This window comes from Anaerorudis cellulosivorans (genome assembly GCF_025943985.1).
Lineage (GTDB): Bacteria > Bacteroidota > Bacteroidia > Bacteroidales > Dysgonomonadaceae > Anaerorudis > Anaerorudis cellulosivorans.
The window spans coordinates 45265-66828 of record NZ_JAPCWE010000010.1 but is presented as its reverse complement, the minus strand read 5'-3'; the positions used below and the strand labels follow the sequence as shown (position 1 = coordinate 66828).

Genomic DNA, 21564 nt, shown 5'->3' with positions numbered 1-21564 from the left:
TGAAAAATGTAGCGCACAGCGGAATCGAACCGCTATTGCCTGCGTGAGAAGCAGGATTCCTAACCGTTAGAAGAGTGCGCCGTTAGGTAAATTTCTTTATAAATGCAAAGAATGTAATGGAAGCACAAAAGTAAATAAATTCTCCATTCTTTCAAAAAAACACACATACAATTTTAAAAAACTGCGAATCTTCACGAATAAAATGCTCGATGAAACCCGTCAGAAAAAGTCGGGATCATTTTTGTCCCAAAATTTATCTTTTTTGCATTCCATAATAGATGTCCAACGCTTCTTTAGCTGCGGCAAATGAAGTTTTCTGCGCCGAAAGCACTTCTTTTTCAAGCCGGGGCATAAGCTCTTCGATAACCGGATTACGATAGAAATTATTTTTTAACTGCTCGTCAATCGTTTCATACATCCAATATTTGGCCTGTTCGTTTCGGCGACGCTCAAAATAGCCATTTCCCTTTACAAAATCGATGTATTCGTGAATCATATCCCAAATTTCCTCAATCCCGATATTGTAGTAAGCCGAATAGGTCAGTACGCGTGGAGTCCATCCCGATTCGGGAACCGGAAACAAATGCAGTGCATTTTGCAATTGTCGTTGTGCCATTTTGGCTTTCTCAATATTGTCTCCATCGGCCTTATTAATAACGATACCATCGGCCATTTCCATAATCCCGCGTTTAATGCCCTGCAACTCATCTCCCGTACCGGCAAGCTGGATTAACAAAAAGAAATCGACCATTGAATGCACGGCGGTTTCCGATTGCCCTACTCCAACCGTTTCCACAAAAACATAGTTAAATCCGGCGGCTTCACAAAGAATAATGGTTTCTCGCGTTTTTCGGGCAACACCACCCAACGAACCGGCTGCAGGAGAAGGACGAATAAATGCATTTTTTTGAACAGAGAGCTTTTCCATGCGGGTTTTATCCCCTAAAATGCTCCCTTTCGATCGTTCACTCGAAGGATCAATGGCAAGCACAGCCAATTTATTCCCTTTATTGATCAAATACATCCCTAAAGCATCGATAGAAGTGCTTTTCCCTGCGCCGGGAACGCCGGTGATGCCTACCCGAATAGAATTTCCGGAATGCGGCAAACATTTTTCGATGATGGCTTGAGCCATTTCCTCATGCTCGGGTTTTGAACTTTCTACTAACGTTACCGCCTGACTCAATATCGGTATATTCCCGGCCAATATACCGTCAACATATTCGTCAACCGTATATTGTCGCCGTTTTGCCTTCTTTTTCAAATACGGATTTATACTGGGTGGTTGAGGAATACCCTTGTTCACATTTAACCCTTTATAAGCAGGATCATTTTCGGGATGTTTCATAGCATTTGTTTTATAAAAACATAAAAACCGAATAGCACAATCTGTCTGCAAAGATACGCCATTCGGTTTGTATTACCCAAATCTTAAAAAGGAATTTATTGTCTCTTTGGAATTACATTTCCTTTAATAGTCAACACGTAAACCGTATCGGGGACATTGGTGTACACGGCAATCGTTTTATTAAAAGAACCCAGACGAGCAACCGTGGAATATTTCACCGAGATTACACCTTTCTTGCCCGGCAAAATAGGTTCGCGCGGATAACTTGGTGTAGTGCATCCACAAGATGCCGAAACCCGTTGAATAATAAGTGGACTTGCTCCCACATTGGTAAATTCGAATAGTGTCGTTACCGCCCCCAATTCTTCTTTAATCGAACCAAAATCGTGCTGTGTTTTGTCGAATTTGGCTTCAGGTTTGGATTGTGCAAAAGCTAATCCAACTGTCAACATAACAACTATAAGCAATAAACCCCGCTTTTTCATTCCTCTATTTAATTAAAAAAAATTCTTTCTTGTTGTATTTTATGATACAAAAATAACCAATAAGTTTAAACACCGATTATTCTTTAACATTAATTCGTATTCCCGATGTATGCGAGGTAAATTCAGGAGCATACAGGCATTGGATGGTTGCTGTTCCATTCGAATAACTGCCTGCTCTGTTAACAAAGACTCCATATTCGAAAACATATGTACCACGAGGCATATGATCAAAGTAGAAATGTGTGGAAGCATCTTTCGAAGTCCGATAATACCGTGTTTTTCCCTGCCAATAGGTACCCGAAATTTGATCGATCGGTTCGAAACAGGCAGCACGCAGATCCTTTAAGTGTACAAACTCCATATCACGGTCGGTGCGAACGGTAAGCCGGATAACCACCTTGTCTCCTGTTTTTAAAGGGTGATTCTCCGTAACAGGAACAAGTTCTTTTCCCGATACTCCTGTTTGTTCAATAAACAATGCTTTTTCAATATCAAGCGAAGCATCGGTATTGGCAATCTTATCGATTTCCTCGAAATACTGCCAATACAATGCACCCCATGCAGGTGTATTCCCCTGATGAACAATCTGAATTTTCCCCATTTCGGGTTTAATTTCCGATCCATTCCACGATTTTTTGAAATAACCCGTGCCTTGTTCTTGATTATCGGATTTAACAACCTCTTCACCTATCTTGATAGCGGTTTCTCCCTGAGAAGAAAACCAGTTACCTCCTGTACTCAGCAGTGCGAATATGGCATCGACTGTAGCATGGGTAGATTCCCAAATCTCTGTTTGCTTCTGTTTTAAAAGCCAACGTTTCATGTTATCCATTTCACCGGATTTTGCACCACCAATACGAAATGCATCCATGATAAACGTATGTACCGAAATTGCCGACTGCGACATGAATACATTGCTGCGGTCGTTTGCCCAAAACATTCCCATTTCATTGTTAACCGTAGCATGTTCACGAAATGAATTCAAGATATCGGTCACCACAGACTGCTTGCCCCGGCGTGACATCAGTAAGGCAATAAGCGAACGCTCATACAAACCGTATTTTGTCCAGTTATCTACCAATGTCCCCGTATAAAAATTGACCATTTCTTGTACCTCTTTGCTCGATGCATACTGCGTATACGCTGATCGAACATATAAATATTCCAAATCGGGTGTAGAAATAGTTTTGATGTTTCTCCAATTCTTATCCTGCTTTTTGAAAAGTTCGAAACTTCGCAACGCTTCGGAATCGATGTACGAAACGGCTTTAGCCTGCATCGTACGAATATCGTCGGTAAACTCGACAGCCTTCAGTTCTTTCAATTGACTAAACCCGTAAAGAATATATTGCGTGATGCTGCGGCTTGAGCGAAAATCTTTAAACCAACTCCATCCCCCTTCGGAAGTCTGCAACTCACGAAGTTTATCGACAGCCTGTCGAGTGATCAGATTTGAACGATTGGGATCGAACAGCAACGACAGTTTTTCCTTTTGCTCTGCTTCGTTTTTAGCTTCCAACACCCATGGAGTTTCTTCCAGCAAAACATTTTTCAGTTCTTCATTCTTTTGAAGATTCGAGAGAAAAGTTTCTTCCGAAAACGATTGTTTTTTCCATACCTCAATCATGGCAGCAACTTGAGGATAAGCCTGCGAAATATGATAACCCAAGGTATTGGCATAGTACGAAGCAAACCAACTCACTGCATTATCGCTTTCGGGATTGCTCATTACCGGCAACGCCTGTATGGCATACCAGGCCGGATTGGAAGCAAATTCCAACGTGAGACGATAAGGCCGGGCAGTATCGGAAGAACGATTTGCCAACCGATCCATTGTAAATTCCTTGGTTTCATTGGCCTGTACATCCAAGCGCATGCTTTCTGTAGCGAGCATACGATTGGGAAGCACGGCAATGGCATGTTGTTCGCTGTCGCTGAACGATTCGTTTTCGGCAATTATACGCACGCCAAGAACATCGATATCGGCCGGTACGTCAACCATCCACGATGCAGCAGAAGAAGCTCCTTTTGCAAGCGAAAACGTTTGTACCTCCTGTTGAACGGCAATGTTGCTTATTACCTCGTTGGTCATGGGATTGAAAAATTCGATTTTTACATTCACGGCGATATCACGGTCTGAAAGATTCGATATTTTTGCCGAGATTCCCGTCTTGTCACCTTGAAGAAAAAATCGCGGCATGTTGGTCGTAACCATCAACTCTTTCTGCGATACGGCAAATGCTTCGATTTGTCCGACGTTCAACTTTTTATCGTGAGCCAGCACCCGAAAACGCCAGCGGGTATTACTTTCGGGAACCGTGAACGCCAGCTGTGTCTCGCCTTTGTCGTCAGTCCGCAGTTGAGGGAAAAAGAATGCTGCTTCATTGAAATTTCGCCGCGATTGGTAAATATCCGTGAAACCGGGCAATTTACTCTGTCCCCCTATTGGCTCCGCTTTCTCCTCTGATCCTTTTGCCACCCTATCGGATTGAAAATTCACTTCAGGAGCAGATGTAAAAAACACCTCGCTGTCACCCCTGCTTTTTTTTGTTGAAGCCATTCCCATCAAATTCCCTTTTATATCCGAAGTTAATCCCCTGGTCATAAAATCACTTCTCGAAAACAAACTGAATCCGAACCAATTGAAGGTATCGAAAACAAAAGGCACAATCTTTATTTCATCAAACGGAAAATATTGTGTGACAAATTCGTTATCGAAAGAAACATCCTTGTAAATAAGCGGGACCCTATTCATTGCCTCTCTCCCATCCGATACTTTCCATTCCCAAGCTGTAGTCGGATAAATCTTATCCAACGAGAAATCGTACATGGAAGCCAATACTTCAGCCCTTGCCGGTTTCCCATCCACATCAGTTACCGTCAATCGCCACTCTTCCTGTGTGCCGGGTCGTATCTTATCGCGAAAAACGGATAGTTTTACCCCCAATTCCTTCTTCTCTTTTTCAACTTGCAAATCTACCCGATGAGAATAAAATTTTTCGTTTTTTATGTAGGTAAAAACAACCGACGCCTGATCTTTCAATTGAGCTTGATAAGGAATACGAAATGTCCTGTTTTCTTCGCTCAAGGTAACCCACTCCCTTTTATGCAGCTTGTTCCCTTGCCATATTTCAAACAAAACAGGGACATCTTTGTCGGAAACTCCGAGGATAATTTCTGAATTTACTCCTTCACCAAAAGTGGTATTTTTTTCCACCAACCATTCATTGGTTTTATAAGGCGGTTTTTTATCGGCATAAGAAAACAATACCACCTTTTTTTCTGCTTCCACCGTATTTCCCTTATCGTCTTCTGCCAATAACCGAATACAATATTTTCCCGAAGATAATCGACCCAGTTTCGCCCTCAACTCCATTTGTTCGCCGGTTACAAAATTGCCTTCCAATACTTGTTGGGAAATAGAGTCGTTTTCCGACAAGGAAAAAACCCGATAGGTTCCTTTTGTCGCAATTTCATTTCCGTCGAGATTTTTGGCAGAAAAAACGATCTGAGGGGCTTCGTTCTTCTCCCATTTCTCCGTCATCTCGATGTCCAACATCATGGAAACATCGCCAACGACTATATCATAATTTCCCCTCTGACTTTCACCATTGATATCGGTAACCACCGCTTCCACCGAAAAAGTATATACGGCAGGAAAAACAGGATCGACATCCGACTTGCGGGGAATAAATCGTATTTCAAATTCACCCCTTTCATCGGTAACCACTGTACCCCCATCGAAATATTCAGAAGAACTAACCAACGATCGCCACCAAGGCTGTCGACGAAGAATGCGATAATTCACACCTGCCTGCCGGATTTTTATTCCCGAAAAACTTTCGGCTTTGCCTTTCAACGTAATTTCTTCTCCAAAAGCATAGGTTTGGCTGATTTTATCGAAGATCACTTCAAAAGTAGGACGTTTATACTCCTCCACCCTGAATCCTACCACTTGATCTTCATAAACAAGTTGAAAATATCCCGACAACACATGACGTGGAAGTACAAATTCTCCGGCAACTGAACCAAATTCATTAGTCTTCAACCGCTGTTTTGCCACTTCCTGCATGTTGGCATCCTTAAGAACAACTTCTAACGTTTTATTTTGATGCAAAACAGCAGCTCTCCCATCCGTTCGCGTAGCGATCACCTTAAAAAAAACCGTCTGCCCCGGACGATACACGTTTCTGTCGGTAAACAAATTGACCGTTTCGCGACTACTTTCGCCGGATACATATTGCTCATACCGATAGGGCACGGGGGAAAGCAAAGAGCAACTGTCCTTTCCCGAAACCACCCGATAAAATAGATCCCTACCCTCTTTTTTATTCGATAAGTTAAACGAAGCCCTACCCGACTTATCGGTTATCAGCACATTCTCTTTCCGATAATAGCGGTTTTTCCAATCCCCTTTCAGTGAATAAAGATGAATCTGCGCCTTTTTTATCGGTTTTCCGGTTACTCTATTTACCGCGAAAAACTCATAGTTATTCGAATCCAATGCTCGGGAAAAGGAGGACAAATCCGAAACCGAGAAATAACAGGCAGCTTTGTCGTCCGTTTTTTTATCTGTCTCGAATTCCAGTTTATACGTCCCATACTCGTGTATATCGACAAAAAACGACGCTTCCCCAAATCGATAAGGCTCAAGGGTAGGCAACTCAAATACTATATCTTTAACAAACACCTTTCTTTCATTTTTCATCAATCCCTCATCACTACGGTATGAAACAGGTGCAGTAATACAATACAGTTTAGCCGTTACTTTCTGAAGGTTCCTATACGTTACTTTCAGTTTCTTCTCGCCACGTGGAGTAAATGTTTTTCTCCCCTCAACAACCAGTGAAGGATGCGTAAGAACATTCAACTTGTTTTGCAATATACTTATCCGTTCATACCGGGGAAATTGTTCTATCCCTTTTTTTAAAAGTTCATATGCCTTCTTGTTTTTTGCAACTTGAACCGAATCGTCAGCACGATAAGCCAAGGTGTGAACGGATGTATTCAGGTAAAAATCGGCTATTTTATCGATAATCTCCACACTCATCGGATTGGTTTCCCATCGCGAGAGCAGTTTCTCCAACGCAGGTAAGGCATAGTTATCAAAGGCCGACGGCAAATTTCGCAAATGCTCGAGCTTGTCCAACTCGACAAGCAGCACAGATTCGTCCATCTTGCACTCCAGCAACGATCGCAACAACTTACGATAAGTTTCCAATGTCCATAAATGATAGTCGGTTGAGGAGGGATCAAACGGCAAGTTTATATACACTTCAGCCGGGGCGAATAGCAATTCCTGCTGAATATTCTTCTTTACCAGCGTTATGCTTAAATCTTCATTCCCACTCAACTGCTTGAAAAAATCGATGGCACGCCGTGTCAAAAAATCGTACATTGAAGGGAAAAACCGACGAGAATCTTTTCCCAACTCTACCACGGTTGCATACGTTTCCACTTTCGTTCTTTCCAATTCAGCATGAGGGGCAAGCGAAGTATTCAGATGCTCAACAATTTTATCGAAAAAAATATTCCTTGTCCACTCCTTCATATTTGAAGGCACATACCCTGTTAAAATAGTCCGGCGGTCAATTTCATGCCGATATTTATGATAATACTGCAAATAAAGCTCGCCCAATAGGGAATGCAAGACCGATTTTTCAATGTTATCCGTACTCCTTAAAAGCATCTCATTCAGCTTCACAAATACAATCGTATCGTTTTCGGCATCTATAGTCAATTCATATTTTCCTTTATGAATGAGCGCTTTAATTACCTGAGGACTGTTTTTTTCGGCAATCGCCTTGCGTAAAATATTATCTACAACTTTCGAAGCCGATCGAGGCAGCGATTTTTGTTCAAATTCGACCACTTTTATCCATTCGTCTTCATAACGGTCTTTATTCATCGAAAGGTTATTCTGGGAAAAAACTCCTGCAGCATAGGCCAAAAGGAGCAATGTAAGGTAAATTTTGTTCATAGATGCGTTGTTTGCGAATAATTGAATCGACTATCCTTTTAACAATTTCAGCTACTTTTTGTTTTGATTGAAAAGGGAATAGACAATATGAGGATCGCCGGAAAGAGCCAAAAAACCGGTATCTTCTTTCATAGCATGCATTGGAAGAAGATACCGGTAAAGAAAAAATAAAACTTTAGCTTACTCCGTCTCTACTGTCAACGGAGCAACAGCAAGTCCTGATTTATTGTCTGCCGTAAAGGCAATCCAATAAGTAATCGGAGTTCCTTCTTCATCGTCGGCCGGTTTGGCTTGCACAAGCCTAAATGAAGTTACATCGTAATCGGTACTTTCTCCGTCAACGGTTACCGTCAGTTTACCTACAGGAGTTGCATCCTCTTTTCCGGAAGCGCTTTCTTCTTCATTACCTTCGGCACCGATTTTATCTTCGGTATCCTTAAACGTCAACACCAGAGACTCAACTTCCTCTTCGTTTGTCCAGGAAAAAGTAACCGTCTTGTCTTCTGCTTTGGTCAACAAAAAGATTCCTTCATCCCTGCCTTCTATCTTCTCGTACGTATCCCATTTGATCCGCACGGTGGCATCTCCTTTTTCATTCTCATAGGGATCTTCTTTCACCTCAACGGCTATGGTAGCCTCAAGACCGTTCTTATCCGTTACTTTTACGGTAGTCGTGCCTTCTTTCACTCCCTTGATCGTTATATCACCGCCGTCTACTGTTGCCTCGGCAATTGTCTCATCGGCCGGTGTCGCTGTATAAGGAGCTACTCCACCTCTAACCTTCATAACAGTTTCCTCACCGACAAACACTTCAACGCTATTCTTGTCAAAAGTCAATTTGCCATTGCTTTCATCATCGTCACAAGCAATAAAAAATGTGCCTGACAACATCAGGCTTACTACATAAATGGAAAATCTTTTCATAATAACTTTCTTTCTTAATAATTAAAAAATAGTGTAATTTGTGTAGTTGAGATCTCGTATACACATTGAAATAGATTGGTGAAGAAGCAAAACGCTGCATAAAAGTGTATATTTTAACTATACTTAACACACTTACAGCTTCCTTAAACAGTAGCAAACTACATGTTTTTCGCATATAAATATTACTGTACCAAGATCTAAGATTGAAAAGAAAATTATTCTCCCGGTTTTAATACCACTCCTGTTTTCTTTTTGCCATTGATGATTATTGTCAGCGAACTATCGAAGTGTACATGCCGAATAAAATCCGTTTCGTATGCTGCAGGTTGAGCATTCAAAAAAGCTTCGTCGAAAAAACCTCCGTCTTTTAAAAAGGGATTGATGGTAAAATACCCTACTCCAAATGAAGTGAGATTCTGAAAAAAATGGGTTCCCTGACTCGGTTCCACTCGGTAATTCTCCAATCCCGACTCCACAATAACCCTAGCCTGACTGATATGGGGCCATTTAACCGGGATTCCCAACCAAGGATCGGAAGAACCCCACCGACCGGGTCCGACGAGAATATAATTTCGATCACTCTCGGAAAAGGTTTTGTTCAGTTTCTCAATCTCACGCGCAACCAGCGAATTATTAGCTGCATTGTATGATTCCGTCTTTACATAAACCACATCATAAACATCATTCGAAATGCCATTTCCCAAAGCACTTTCAGAATAAAGAATCATTTCTTTTTTTTCTATTTTGGAGAGATCTTCCGACACCATTTCGCGACTATCGACAATGGGGCGGATTTGCAACAAGTAAAAAGCGCCTTCCTTTTGATTCTTCACATTAACGGCAAACTCGATTTCTACCGGTCGTCCCATCTCACGTTGCCCCACCTTCAACACATTATCCAAAATCTCGGCAAGGGGAAACATACCATGCTGCAGAATATGCGAAAAAGAAATGACTTTTCGTCCACCGGGATAATAGCCCTCACGGATAATCTGATCCATCGGATCATAGGTCGATGCAATATACCTCAATGCCCCATCATTCTCGGCTTCTTTCAATCCCAGCTTCAGGAGATTAAAACTATCATCAACAGGGAACTCTTTTACGGCATTATTCATATCGAGTGCATAAAAACGGGTCTGCGTTTCTTTTAAAGCCATTTCCAAAGTGCTCAATTGAAGAATGTTGGAAGCATGCAAAGGGGAAAAACGCAATCCCACATTGCCGTCCACAATGTATTTCCCCAATCCCAGGCCCATGTTTACTATCCCATCTTCCGGTTTTTCGTTTCCGATAGGATAATAATTGATCGAGCGCGCTACGCCTGAAATGGTCGGATAAAAATGCGAACCATACTGTGTGCCTACCACTTCCTGCAGAAGAATGGCCATTTTTTCCTGATCAATAAAGTTTCGGGTTGCAGCCATGTAAGCCTTGGTGTCTTTATAAAAAACTGAAGCATATACCGCTTTAATCCCGTCGCTGATCATCCGTACCATTTCTTGCTTATCGTCCACAAAAGGAATCATATATGTGGAATAAATTCCGGCAAAAGGCTGATAGCGGGAATCCTCCAGAAGACTCGAGGAACGAATGGCTATAGGACCGTTGATGGCATCAAAAAACACCAAAAAATCGTTGACCAACCTTTCCGGAAGCTTCGCATTCAGAAAGAGTTTCAAAATCTCCTCATCAGACAAATCCAACATCACCTGCGGATACAATTGGTTGGTTTCCATAAATTCATCGAAGATATCCGTACAAAGCACCACGGTACGCGGAATCAGAACCGGGAAATTATCATAGGCATTAAACTCGGGGTGCATTTTAACCATGCTCCCCATAAACGCCAAACCACGGCCTTTTCCGCCCAACGAATCTTCCCCAATACGGGCAAAATTGGAAAACTGATCGAACCGATCTCGGTCGAAAATCGCCACTACACCCGTATTTTTCATGCGCCGATACTGCACGATGGCATCATAAATCAGCTCACGTGCCTCATCCATACTCTCGTATTCCGAAACGTCGATCCGTTTCAGCATTTCTGCAACAGGGAACATAGCTCGCGAATAAAAAAAACGGGAAAAATGATTACGCGACAAATGAAAATATAACGAATCGTCGGGAATCTGCCGAATAGTGTTTTGCAATTCCTTCAGATTCTTTATTCTGAAAATTTCTTCTTGGGTGTGAGGATTAACAATGATGAAATCACCAAAACCGAAATTCTCCTTTATCGCTTTGCGAAGATCGTAAGGAAATGTTTTGGAATTTTTGTCGATAAACGAAGCATCAATTTCAACCGCATATTTCTTGTTTTCACTTTCAGACGAAGCCAAAATAATAGGAATGTATTTGTCGTGATTTCGAATCCACTCCCCTAATTTTTTTCCGGCTAATTTATCTTTCTCCCCTTCATGATTGAAACTCATATCGGAAATAACTCCAAGCATATTATTGCCATACTTACGGTAAAGATCAACCGCCTCCTCATAACTTCGAGCCAAAAGTATTTTAGGCCTTCCCCTCATGCGGAGCATACGCTGATGCTCATTCAGGGCTTCTCTTGAAAATTCTTTCGATTCAAACAATACAAACTTATATAAAAGGGAGAGTTCGGACGAATAAAACCGTACAGAATCCTCAACCAACATAATGGTTTGTACCCCAACGGTTTTTACATCGTTTTCTACATTCATGCGATCCTCAATGAGTTTGATGATAGCCAGCAGCAAGTCGGCATCTCCCAACCAACTAAAAACATAATCGATCCCGCTTAAATCTTCCTTTTCCAATGTTTTAGACACACTTTTAGAGAAAGGGGTCAAAACCACAATCGGAATATGAGGATGGTCGGCCTTAATGTTTTTTGCCATCTCGAATACCTCGCTGTTATCCATATTCGGCATGCAAATAATCAATTCGTAACGATTGGTTTTCAACTCATTCATTACCTCTTTTCGGGTGCTTACCTGAGTAAAAAGTGGCGGATAACGAAGGTTGAGCGATGCATACTCATTGAAAATCTGCTCTTCTACCCGACCGTCGTCTTGTAAAATAAACATATCGTAACGCGAAGCAATCATCAGGATATTGTAAATGCGCCTGTTCATCAATTTCACAAATGGTGTATCGCGAAACTGAAACTGTCTGATGTCATGCGTCTTAATAACGGATTTGGATATATCTGATTTCATGTACCATTTCTATTTATCTGAATACAAACTTAATAAAATTTGATGAATTACAGAAAAAGGATGTTCCATAAATTGGGAAGTTTTTGTACCTTTGCACCTCTGAAAATCATCCCATTTATTATGCACGAAAAAATAATCATTCTCGATTTCGGATCGCAAACAACCCAACTTATCGGCCGAAGAATAAGGGAACTGAACACCTATTGCGAAATAGTGCCTTACAATAAGTTCCCCTACGACGATAAAAATGTAAAAGGGGTAATCCTATCCGGAAGCCCTTTTTCTGTAAACGATCCCAACGCTTTTAAAACTGATTTAAGTGTCATCCGTTCCCATTATCCGGTGCTGGGGATTTGTTATGGAGCTCAATATATTGCACAATCCGCCGGAGGAGAAGTCGGCAGAAGCTCTACTCGCGAATATGGTCGTGCACGTCTGCAAATAGTGGATAATTCCGATCCGTTGCTCGGCAATCTCCCGCAAAATTCACAGGTATGGATGTCACACAGCGATGTCATTCTCCGCTTGCCCGATCATTTTCGGACCATTGCATCAACTGAAGAGGTAACGATTGCTGCATATAAAGTAGAAGGCGAACCTACTTGGGGAGTTCAGTTTCATCCTGAAGTATCGCACACGGAACATGGAATGAGAATACTGGATAATTTTCTTACCATCTGCAGATGCAGAAAAGACTGGACGCCGGCTTCATTTATTGAGACAACTGTTAAGGAACTAAAAGAACAATTGAAAGACGATAAAGTTATCCTTGCTCTGTCGGGTGGCGTAGATTCGTCAGTTACTGCCATGTTGCTGAACAAGGCCATCGGTAAAAATTTGACGTGTATTTTTGTTGATCACGGGCTGTTGCGCAAAAACGAATTCGAAAAGGTACTGGCCGATTATCAGGATATGGGCTTGAATGTTATCGGCATAGACGCCAAAGAACGTTTTTACAAAGCATTGAAAGGAGTTACCGATCCTGAAAAGAAACGGAAAATTATAGGAAAGGGGTTTATTGATGTTTTTGAAGAGGAAGCAAGCAAACTAGAGGGTATAAAATGGCTGGCTCAAGGAACCATTTACCCCGATATCATCGAATCGCTTTCCATCACAGGAATGACTATAAAAAGTCATCACAATGTAGGCGGACTCCCCGAAAAAATGAACCTCAAACTTTGTGAACCACTCCGACTCCTGTTTAAAGACGAAGTGCGTCGTATCGGATTGGCACTAGGTATGAAACCCCAAATCATCTATCGCCATCCATTTCCGGGTCCCGGTCTTGGAATTCGCATCCTTGGCGATATTACACCCGAAAAAGTACGCATTGTACAAGATGCCGATGACATCTTCATTTCCGCTCTCCGAGCTGCCGATCTATACGATAAAGTTTGGCAGGCAGGAACTATTCTGCTGCCGATACAATCGGTCGGCGTAATGGGTGACGAACGCACTTATGAAAACACCATTGTACTTCGCGCCGTGACCTCCATCGATGCGATGACCGCCGATTGGGCACATCTCCCCTATGAATTTCTGGCAAAAGTATCAAACGAAATTATCAATAAAGTCAAAGGGGTGAACCGCGTGGTTTACGATATTTCGTCCAAACCTCCCGCCACAATCGAATGGGAATAAAAAAGAAGAGGCTGTCTCAACATAAATAATCAGCCACTGAGAATTGAATTTTGAAACTGTTCTCTGATAGAGGAGTACGAATTAAGTTTATATCTGTGTTTTGAGCTCAGGATAGGCAATGCGCGTATGGTATATAGTTTTCAACTTATCCACAAATACTCCTTTTACTGTATCGATATCCTTAAAAGTTATCGGTGCTTTTTTGAAATATCCCTCTTCTAACTGATCATCGATTATCTTATTAACCAAATTACGAATCGACTCTTCGCTATACTCCGGCAAACTACGTGAAGATGCTTCCACTGCATCTGCCATCATCATGATAGCCGTTTCTTTGGAGAAAGGATTCGGACCGGGATACCTGAACACCTCTTCATCGATTTCCTTTCCTGGATTCACATTCTTCCACGAAATGTAGAAATATTTCGGTACACTGGTACCATGGTGCGTTTCAATGAAGTCGATAATTTGCTGAGGCAACCCATTTTGTTTGGCAATTTTCACTCCGTCTTTCACATGATTGATAATGATGCGCGCACTTTCTTCGAAAGGCAATCCCGCATGAGGATTTATTCCCGGCGCTTGATTCTCCGTAAAAAATGCCGGATTGACCATTTTCCCGATATCGTGATACAGTGCCCCGGTACGCACAAGGGAAGCATTCGCCCCAATTTTCGTAGCCGCAGCAGTAGCCAGATTGGAAACCTGCATGGAATGCTGAAATGTGCCCGGCGCTTTTTCCGACAGTTCTTTCAACAAAGGCTTATTGATGTTGGCCAATTCCACCATACTCACTCCCGAAATAAATCCGAAAGACTTCTCGAAAATATAAACCAACAAATAGGAAAACATGATGAAAATGAAGTTGATAAGAAAATAAACCAATATCATGCCGTTCACTTTCTTAATATCACCTTCGGCATATAGCGTCAACCCCACATATGCTAAAATATAGGTTATAAGAATAAAAAACGAACTTTGAATTAACTGCGAACGTTCGGACAATTCTTTCAGTACAAAAATAGAAACCATAGCCACCGTTATCTGAATCACGATAAACTCAAACGGATAGGGCACCATCAACGAACTGAGAAGAATGGTTACGATGCTGGCAAACAGTGCCGTCCGAGAATCGATAAAAGTACGAATCAAGATAGTGACAATAGCATAAGGAATGATATAGACATTAAACAGGTTGAATTTAACGGTAATGGCCGTTAATATCACAAAAAAAGTGATGATTAACAACATGAAAGTGACATTTTTACGATTCCGAAACTCTCGGGGTCTAAAAAACAGCAAATAAAGATAAAACGATCCCAGTAAAATCAACACCAGCAGAAACTCGCCCACCAATCGCCAACTATCGCTCCCCACACCGCCGCTACGTTCTTCGATTACTCGCTTTAACGAAGACAATATGGTATATGTTTGTGCATCCACAATTTCACCCTGATCGATTATCCGCTGACCCGCCTGTATCATACCGATGGTAGGCGAAACCTGTTGAATAAATTCCCGTTTGGCTTTTTCCGATGTGGAAGCATCATAAATGATGTTTTCTTTAAGATAATTATTGATATCGGCCGATTTCAACTTATTCTCATCCAAATGCTTCGGCCTTTCGTTCAAAATTTTTTCGTATGCTGAACGGATGGTATGGATACTTTCTATATCCCGTGAATTTGCCACATTCCCTTCTTTAAGCCTGAACGACCGGGTAGCAGAAGAAGCTATTCGTTCGTAATCCTCGACACTCATAATGCCTTGGTTGTACACTTCCGTCAACTTATTGCGAATGTAATGAATGTAAGCAGGCTCCAGATTTTTGAGATTGGATTTTGTATTCCTATCGGCATCGAACTCGGCCAATGCATTTTTCATTACCTGATTGTCGATTATATAATAAGGTTCAAAAAAAGCCAAAATACTGTCTTGCTCTCTTTTCAACTGTTCTGCCGATTTATACACAGGAAAATCAAACGGAGCCGTAAGCAATCCATACCGCCATGGTCGCCCTTCACTAAACGAATATTGAAATTTTCCCTGACGGGGAAAAAAATAAGTGATCAACAAAATAGCGATCATAAAGATCATCGGAACAAAAACTCGTGTCCTGATCCTTATTTTTTTTTGAGACGAAATATTAATGTTTCCCATTACAAACCCTTATGTATTTTAAACAACAAAAAAGTGCGATTGTTTGGAAAAACAAATTTAAAAAAAAACCGAAAACGTATGAAAAAGTATCGTATAAATCAAAAATTATAAATCGGCCGTGATCTTTTCTATGATTTGACGCGTGGCTCCGACATTATTCAAAATGTAATTCTCCGCTTTCGACCCTGCCTCAGAAAGAGTTTCAGGATTCTTTACGAAATAATCCATCAGTTCGTTGAATTCCTTCTTATTATGAATAACAAATCCCCCACCTTTTTCAATAAGGTCATGTGCTTCGCGAAACTTTCTGAAATTGGGACCAAAAATCACCGGGATACCATAAACCGCCGCTTCGGGCAAATTGTGTATGCCCACGCCGAATCCTCCGCCAATATAAGCAATATCTCCATACCGATAAATGGAAGAGAGTAACCCGAAACAATCGATGATCAGACAATCCTTATCCCTAATGTTTTCTTCTGTAGCCTGAGAATAGCGTATATAAGGACGTTTCAGTTTTTTTTCGATTTCCCGGAGATGCGATTCGTGTATTTCATGTGGAGCAATGATCAACTTTAAGCGTGGCCGGGTATTGAAATATTCGATAAAAATATCTTCATCGGGAGGCCATGAACTTCCTGCAACCAAAACCATTCCGCCATCACTTTCCTTATCAGCCGTTAACGCATGGACAAGGGGCAGTTCCTTTGCTTGGCGTCGAATCTCAATCACCCGATCGAAACGGGTATCACCTGTAACCATTACGCGAGTAATGCCTTGTCGGTTCAATAATTCTTTTGAATGCTCGTCCTGAACAAATATCTCCCGGTAAAAATGCAGCATCTTTCCGTAACGTCCGACGTTTTTCTTAAAAAACGGTTGATTATCTCTGAAAATTGACGAAATCAGATAAACCGGAATCTTTCGAAGATAAGCTTCATGAATGTAATTATACCAAAATTCATATTTAACGAAAACGGCCAGCGTTGGTTTAACCAAATTGAAAAACGCGGTCACCCTCTTAGGCGTATCGAAAGGCAGATAACACACAATATCGGCAAATGCATAATCTTTTCGTACCTCATAACCGGAAGGGGAAAAAAAGGTAAGCAATATACGGTATTCAGGATACTCTTTTTTCAGCGCCTCGATCAGCGGCCTTGCTTGCTCAAACTCACCAAGCGAGGCACAATGAACCCAAATGTATTTCTCTTTCGGGTCTATCCTCTCACCAAGAATCCGATACGCATTTCTCTGACCCCTCACCATCTGTTTCGCCTTTTTGTGAAAAGGCGAAATCAAATGGATAAAAAAAGCATATAAATGGATAGCAAAGTTATACATTAGGCGTAGGAATAGTTTCGATGGCTTTTTTTAAACGAGAAATAGTTTCATCTTTACCCAGCATAACGGTGATATCGAAAATATGAGGCCCTTTCCCTTCACCAACCAATGCCAAGCGGAAGGCATTCATCACGTTACCGAGGTGATATCCGTTGTCTTGAATCCACTTCATGATAACTTTTTCCTGGTTTTCGGCAGAAAAATCATCCATTTTTTCCAGTATATCGATCAATTCGCGCATCTGATGGGGCGTTTCGACTTTCCAGCGTTTTCTAACCGTCTTTTCGTCATAAACAGTTGGAGCTACAAAAAAATAGGATGATTGATCCCACAATTCTTTTACAAAACTTACCCGATCTTTCACCAACCCCACCACCTGTGTTACATAATCGTGCGAGGCAGGTATGTTTTTTTCTTCCAACACCGGCATAAACATAGCTGCGATCTTCTCATCCGGTGTGGCAAGTATATATTTATGATTAAACCAGCGTGCTTTTTCGTAATCGAACCGTGCACCGCTTTTGCTGCATCGCTCAAACGAAAATGCACCGATAAGCTCCTCCAACGAAAAAATCTCCTGTTCCGTTCCCGGGTTCCAACCCAACAAAGCCAAAAAATTAATTACCGCTTCGGGCAGATAACCACTTTCGCGGTAACCCGAAAAAATTTCTCCGGTTTTCGGGTCCTTCCATTGCAGCGGAAAAACGGGAAATCCCAATCTATCACCATCACGCTTGCTTAGTTTTCCACTTCCTTCGGGTTTAAGCAGCAAGGGAAGATGGGCAAACTGCGGCATGGAATCTTCCCACCCGAAACTTTGGTATAACCACACATGCAATGGTGCCGAAGGCAACCATTCTTCACCCCGAATCACATGAGTAATTTGCATGAGATGATCATCCACTACATTTGCCAAATGGTAAGTGGGCAATTCATCGGCCGATTTATAAATCACTTTATCGTCCAACACCGAGGAATTAATAGTCACTTTCCCCCGAATGAGATCATCGACCCTGATATCGATGCCGGGCTCTATCTTAATGCGAACTACATATTGTGAGTGACTGTCGAGAAGTTCCTGCGTTTCTTCTTTCGACAGCGAAAGTGAATTACGCATCTGCATCCGCGTAGAAGCATCGTACTGAAAATTAGGTATTTCTTTGCGTTTTTTCTCCAGCTCTTCGGGCGTATCAAAAGCGATGTAAGCCTCCCCTTTTTCCAAAAGTTGCCAAACATACTGCCTATAAATATCTTTTCGCTCCGATTGTCGATAAGGACCGTATTGACCCCCTTTTTGGGGACTCTCATCAAATTCCAGCCCCAACCAGTCGAATGTTTCCTGAATATATTCTTCTGCTCCCGGCACAAAGCGTTGCGAATCAGTATCTTCGATACGGAGAATGAAATCGCCTTGATGCTGCTTGGCAAACAAATAATTGTACAATGCCGTACGAACGCCACCGATGTGAAGCGGCCCCGTAGGACTGGGAGCAAAACGAACGCGCACTTTTTTATCCATAATTGCTTTTAATAAGGTGCAAAGATAGGGATTTTCGGTTAAAAGTACTTATAAATACAACCGCGATTCATTTCCCATATTAAACAAAAGGTCAACAATGCTCAAGTTTTCCAGAAATCCATATTTTTCACTAAACACCTGATAATAAGGAATCGCCTTGAAGTCGGGATCAGGTTTCTGCCGGATCGGTTTGGGATGAATGGTTTCTCTGAAATCCATCATTCCCTCGGGAACCGTTTCTACAAAACGGTCGGTATATGTTACAAGAGGCTGTATATCGAGCAACCTGCAAATCAACACACGAAGTTCTTCGTTAAAATCAAGCAGATAGGCATATTTTTTTTCGTAAAACTGCCGAAAATCATCACAATAAAATTCGAAAAAGGGAGTGGAATTATATGCCGAAACCAAGGCATTCCAATGCAAATGCCTCCAGTTTCCATGATCGGAAATCCGGATATCTTTCATCTTGCATTTCGCTGCTTCGGGTTTTTCTATAGGAATACATAAAGGAAGAATACCGTTGGCTCCGGCAATCAGACATCGATTTCGATAGGATTGTTTCTGATAGGTATCGTGAATTTCGATATACACTCTTTCGGCACGAAAAAGCTTACTGTAATATTGAACAGGAGCCAAATAAAACGACGACAAAAGAACAGGAGCCATTACCTCTTAGCACTTCTGAACAACCGTTTCCAGCGGATTTTCCCATGAAACCATTCTTTATCCTTATCGAGAGAAAGCCAAATCAAAATCGGCTGCCCAACGATATGATCCTCCGGCACGAAACCCCACACGCGCGAGTCGGCCGAATTGTGCCGATTGTCACCCATCATGAAATAATAATCCATTGCAAAAGTGTACGAATCGGCTTGTTGCCCGTTGATATACACTTTCCCGTTGCGGTATGCAAAATCGTTTCCCTCATAATTTTTTATACACCGTTCATATGCAGCCACCTTGAAATCGACATCCTTGTCGAAAGTAATCGTTGCGCCTTTTTTCGGTATCCAAAGCGGGCCATACGTATCGCGCGTCCATCCGGTTTCGTAATCCAACGGATAATAGTATCCCGCTCCGGGTTGCTCCTTTTCCTTTATTATCACCAATACAAAAGGCTTCGCTTTCATTTTTTCGACCATCTCGTCGGTCATCGGCATGGGACCATATAATTTGCCGAAAGAACCGTTGTGTTGCTTCAATCCCAATTGAACGGCACTCAGACTGTCGACATTGGTCAAATCCTGATATTTTGGAACAGGCTGCCCAAAATTATCCACACCCAAATAATCGCTTTTACTAATGCCCAAATCCTCAAAAACGGAAGAAGCGATAACGGTTCCATCCGTTTGAATATAATAATTGTGTTGAGCCATTTTGGCATGGGGAACAATTTTGCCGTCGATATATACCGTATCGTTTTTCATCTGAATGGTTTCGCCCGGCAATCCGATACACCGTTTCACATAGTTTTCGCGTCGATCAACCGGCCGCCAGATTACCTCGCCATAGGTTCGTTTATCTGCCCTGATACCGGCACTTCCGTTGGGATTATATTTAGCAAGAGTATAAAAGTCGACAGCTTGCATATTCAGGGCTACTGTATCGCCTGCAGGAAAATTAAAAACCACGATATCGTTGCGTTGTACATTACCAAAACCTTTCAATCGCCGGTATTTCCACTGTGGTTTTTCGATATACGATTTTCCACCCACCACCGGCATCGTGTGTTGTGCCAGCGGAAACGATAACGGCGTCATGGGCGCACGAGGGCCGTAGCTAAGTTTGCTGACGGCAAGAAAATCGCCTACCAACAGCGATTTTTCGAGCGATGAAGATGGTATCTGATAATTCTGAAAGAAAAAAGTATTGATGAAATACACAGCAACGAGGGCAAAAATAATGGCATCTACCCATTCCATCACTTTACGGAAAGCAGAGTTCTTCGATTTTTTCCAAAATGTCCAAGGAACATATTTAGTAATATAAATATCGAAAAACAAGATAATGAGCAACAACAGCCAAGCACTGCCATACCAAATCGAAAAAAGGGTCCAAAGCAAAGACCATGCAGCAAAGCCTATCCATTGTCCACGAGTGGCCTTTGAGATGCGTTCTTTCAGTGTCATATTGTTTATATATGTAAACTCTTTTATTTAAAACTTTAAGAGGTCTTCCATCGTCAGAAAACCTTTTTTCCCTTGTGTAAACTCAGCCGCCAACACAGCGCCTAGCGCAAAACCTTTGCGGTTTTTGGCATCGTGTGTGATGCGGATCATATCGGCTTCCGATTCGTAAATAACGGTATGAATGCCGGGCACCTCGTCTTCGCGAAATGCTTTGATTTCCAATTCATGAGGCGAATGGGCTTCGTTGAGCACCCAGGTTTCTTTTCGGTCGATGCGGGCAAGAATATCTTCTGCCAACGAGATGGCCGTGCCACTTGGAGCGTCCAGCTTGTGAATGTGATGTGTTTCCTCAAGCCGTACATCATAATCGGGAAACCGATTCATGATTTCTGCCAAATAACGATTTACCGCAAAAAAGATATTTACGCCAAGGCTGAAATTCGAGGCATAGAAAAAAGTTTTCCCTTCTTTCTCACAAAGCTGTTTCACCTCATTCAAATGTTGCAGCCATCCGGTTGTCCCCGATACTACAGGAACGTCGGCGGCAAAAGCTTTCCGATAATTGCGAAGTGCACTTTGGGGTGAGGAAAACTCAATGGCCACATCGGCACTTTTGAATTCGGCAGAATCAAACTTTTCTTCGTCGTTTATATCGATAATGCAGACAATTTCATGACCTCTTTCGCGGGCAACTTTTTCGATTTCATGCCCCATCTTACCGTAGCCGATCAATGCAATTTTCATTCTGTGTTTTTTTATAAAAGGCAAAAATAACAAATTATGCCGTAGTTCCTTTCGCCTGAGCGTTATTTGTTCTTAATTTTATGTTTT

The 21564-nt window shown here is 41.8% G+C and carries 12 protein-coding genes and 1 tRNA gene; 1 reads left to right on the top strand and 12 read right to left on the bottom strand.

What is annotated here, in order from left to right; translation table 11 throughout:
• Window positions 1-9: 9 nt before the first annotated feature.
• The 6 genes from OLM34_RS07090 to OLM34_RS07065 form a co-directional block, all read right to left on the bottom strand.
• Window positions 10-81 (bottom strand) — tRNA-Glu (locus OLM34_RS07090).
• 172 nt (window positions 82-253) lie between these two features.
• Window positions 254-1348, bottom strand: a complete 1095-nt coding sequence (gene meaB / locus OLM34_RS07085; RefSeq protein ID WP_264406217.1) for a methylmalonyl Co-A mutase-associated GTPase MeaB — start codon at window positions 1346-1348, stop codon at window positions 254-256.
• A 95-nt stretch (window positions 1349-1443) separates the two neighbouring features.
• Window positions 1444-1833: a DUF1573 domain-containing protein gene (locus tag OLM34_RS07080; protein WP_264406216.1), complete on the bottom strand. Its 390-nt coding sequence runs from the start codon at window positions 1831-1833 to the stop codon at window positions 1444-1446.
• Between the two features lie 76 nt (window positions 1834-1909).
• Complete coding sequence (locus tag OLM34_RS07075; RefSeq protein ID WP_264406215.1) at window positions 1910-7813, bottom strand: alpha-2-macroglobulin family protein; 5904 nt, start codon at window positions 7811-7813, stop codon at window positions 1910-1912.
• 180 nt (window positions 7814-7993) lie between these two features.
• A complete protein-coding gene (locus OLM34_RS07070) occupies window positions 7994-8737 on the bottom strand; it encodes a pilus assembly protein N-terminal domain-containing protein (protein WP_264406214.1) in 744 nt (247 codons plus the stop codon).
• A 215-nt stretch (window positions 8738-8952) separates the two neighbouring features.
• Window positions 8953-11937 (bottom strand): PEP/pyruvate-binding domain-containing protein, encoded by a 2985-nt coding sequence (locus OLM34_RS07065; RefSeq protein WP_264406213.1) that lies wholly within the window; start codon window positions 11935-11937, stop codon window positions 8953-8955.
• A 120-nt stretch (window positions 11938-12057) separates the two neighbouring features.
• Between OLM34_RS07065 and guaA the strand changes: the two genes are divergently transcribed.
• On the top strand, window positions 12058-13578 hold the full coding sequence (gene guaA, locus OLM34_RS07060) for a glutamine-hydrolyzing GMP synthase (protein WP_264406282.1): 1521 nt from the start codon (window positions 12058-12060) through the stop codon (window positions 13576-13578).
• An 87-nt stretch (window positions 13579-13665) separates the two neighbouring features.
• Here guaA and OLM34_RS07055 read toward each other — a convergent pair whose 3' ends face one another.
• From OLM34_RS07055 to dapB, 6 genes are all read right to left on the bottom strand, one after another.
• The gene (locus OLM34_RS07055; protein WP_413777204.1) at window positions 13666-15738 is read right to left on the bottom strand and encodes an HD family phosphohydrolase; all 2073 of its coding nucleotides are present in this window, start codon (window positions 15736-15738) and stop codon (window positions 13666-13668) included.
• Between the two features lie 105 nt (window positions 15739-15843).
• Complete coding sequence (locus OLM34_RS07050; RefSeq protein ID WP_264406212.1) at window positions 15844-17082, bottom strand: 3-deoxy-D-manno-octulosonic acid transferase; 1239 nt, start codon at window positions 17080-17082, stop codon at window positions 15844-15846.
• Window positions 17075-18604 carry a glutamate--tRNA ligase gene (gene gltX / locus OLM34_RS07045; protein WP_264406280.1) on the bottom strand — a complete coding sequence of 510 codons (1530 nt, stop codon included), beginning with the start codon at window positions 18602-18604 and terminating at the stop codon, window positions 17075-17077. Before gltX ends, OLM34_RS07050 begins: the two co-directional genes overlap by 8 nt.
• 45 nt (window positions 18605-18649) lie before the next feature.
• Entirely contained in the window at window positions 18650-19270 is a 621-nt protein-coding gene (locus OLM34_RS07040) for a WbqC family protein (RefSeq protein WP_264406210.1), read from the bottom strand.
• Window positions 19270-20733, bottom strand: a complete 1464-nt coding sequence (gene lepB / locus OLM34_RS07035; protein ID WP_413777203.1) for a signal peptidase I — start codon at window positions 20731-20733, stop codon at window positions 19270-19272. The genes OLM34_RS07040 and lepB overlap by 1 nt, the downstream gene beginning before the upstream one ends.
• A 27-nt stretch (window positions 20734-20760) precedes the next feature.
• Window positions 20761-21477, bottom strand: a complete 717-nt coding sequence (dapB, locus tag OLM34_RS07030; RefSeq protein ID WP_264406209.1) for a 4-hydroxy-tetrahydrodipicolinate reductase — start codon at window positions 21475-21477, stop codon at window positions 20761-20763.
• Window positions 21478-21564 lie beyond the last annotated feature (87 nt).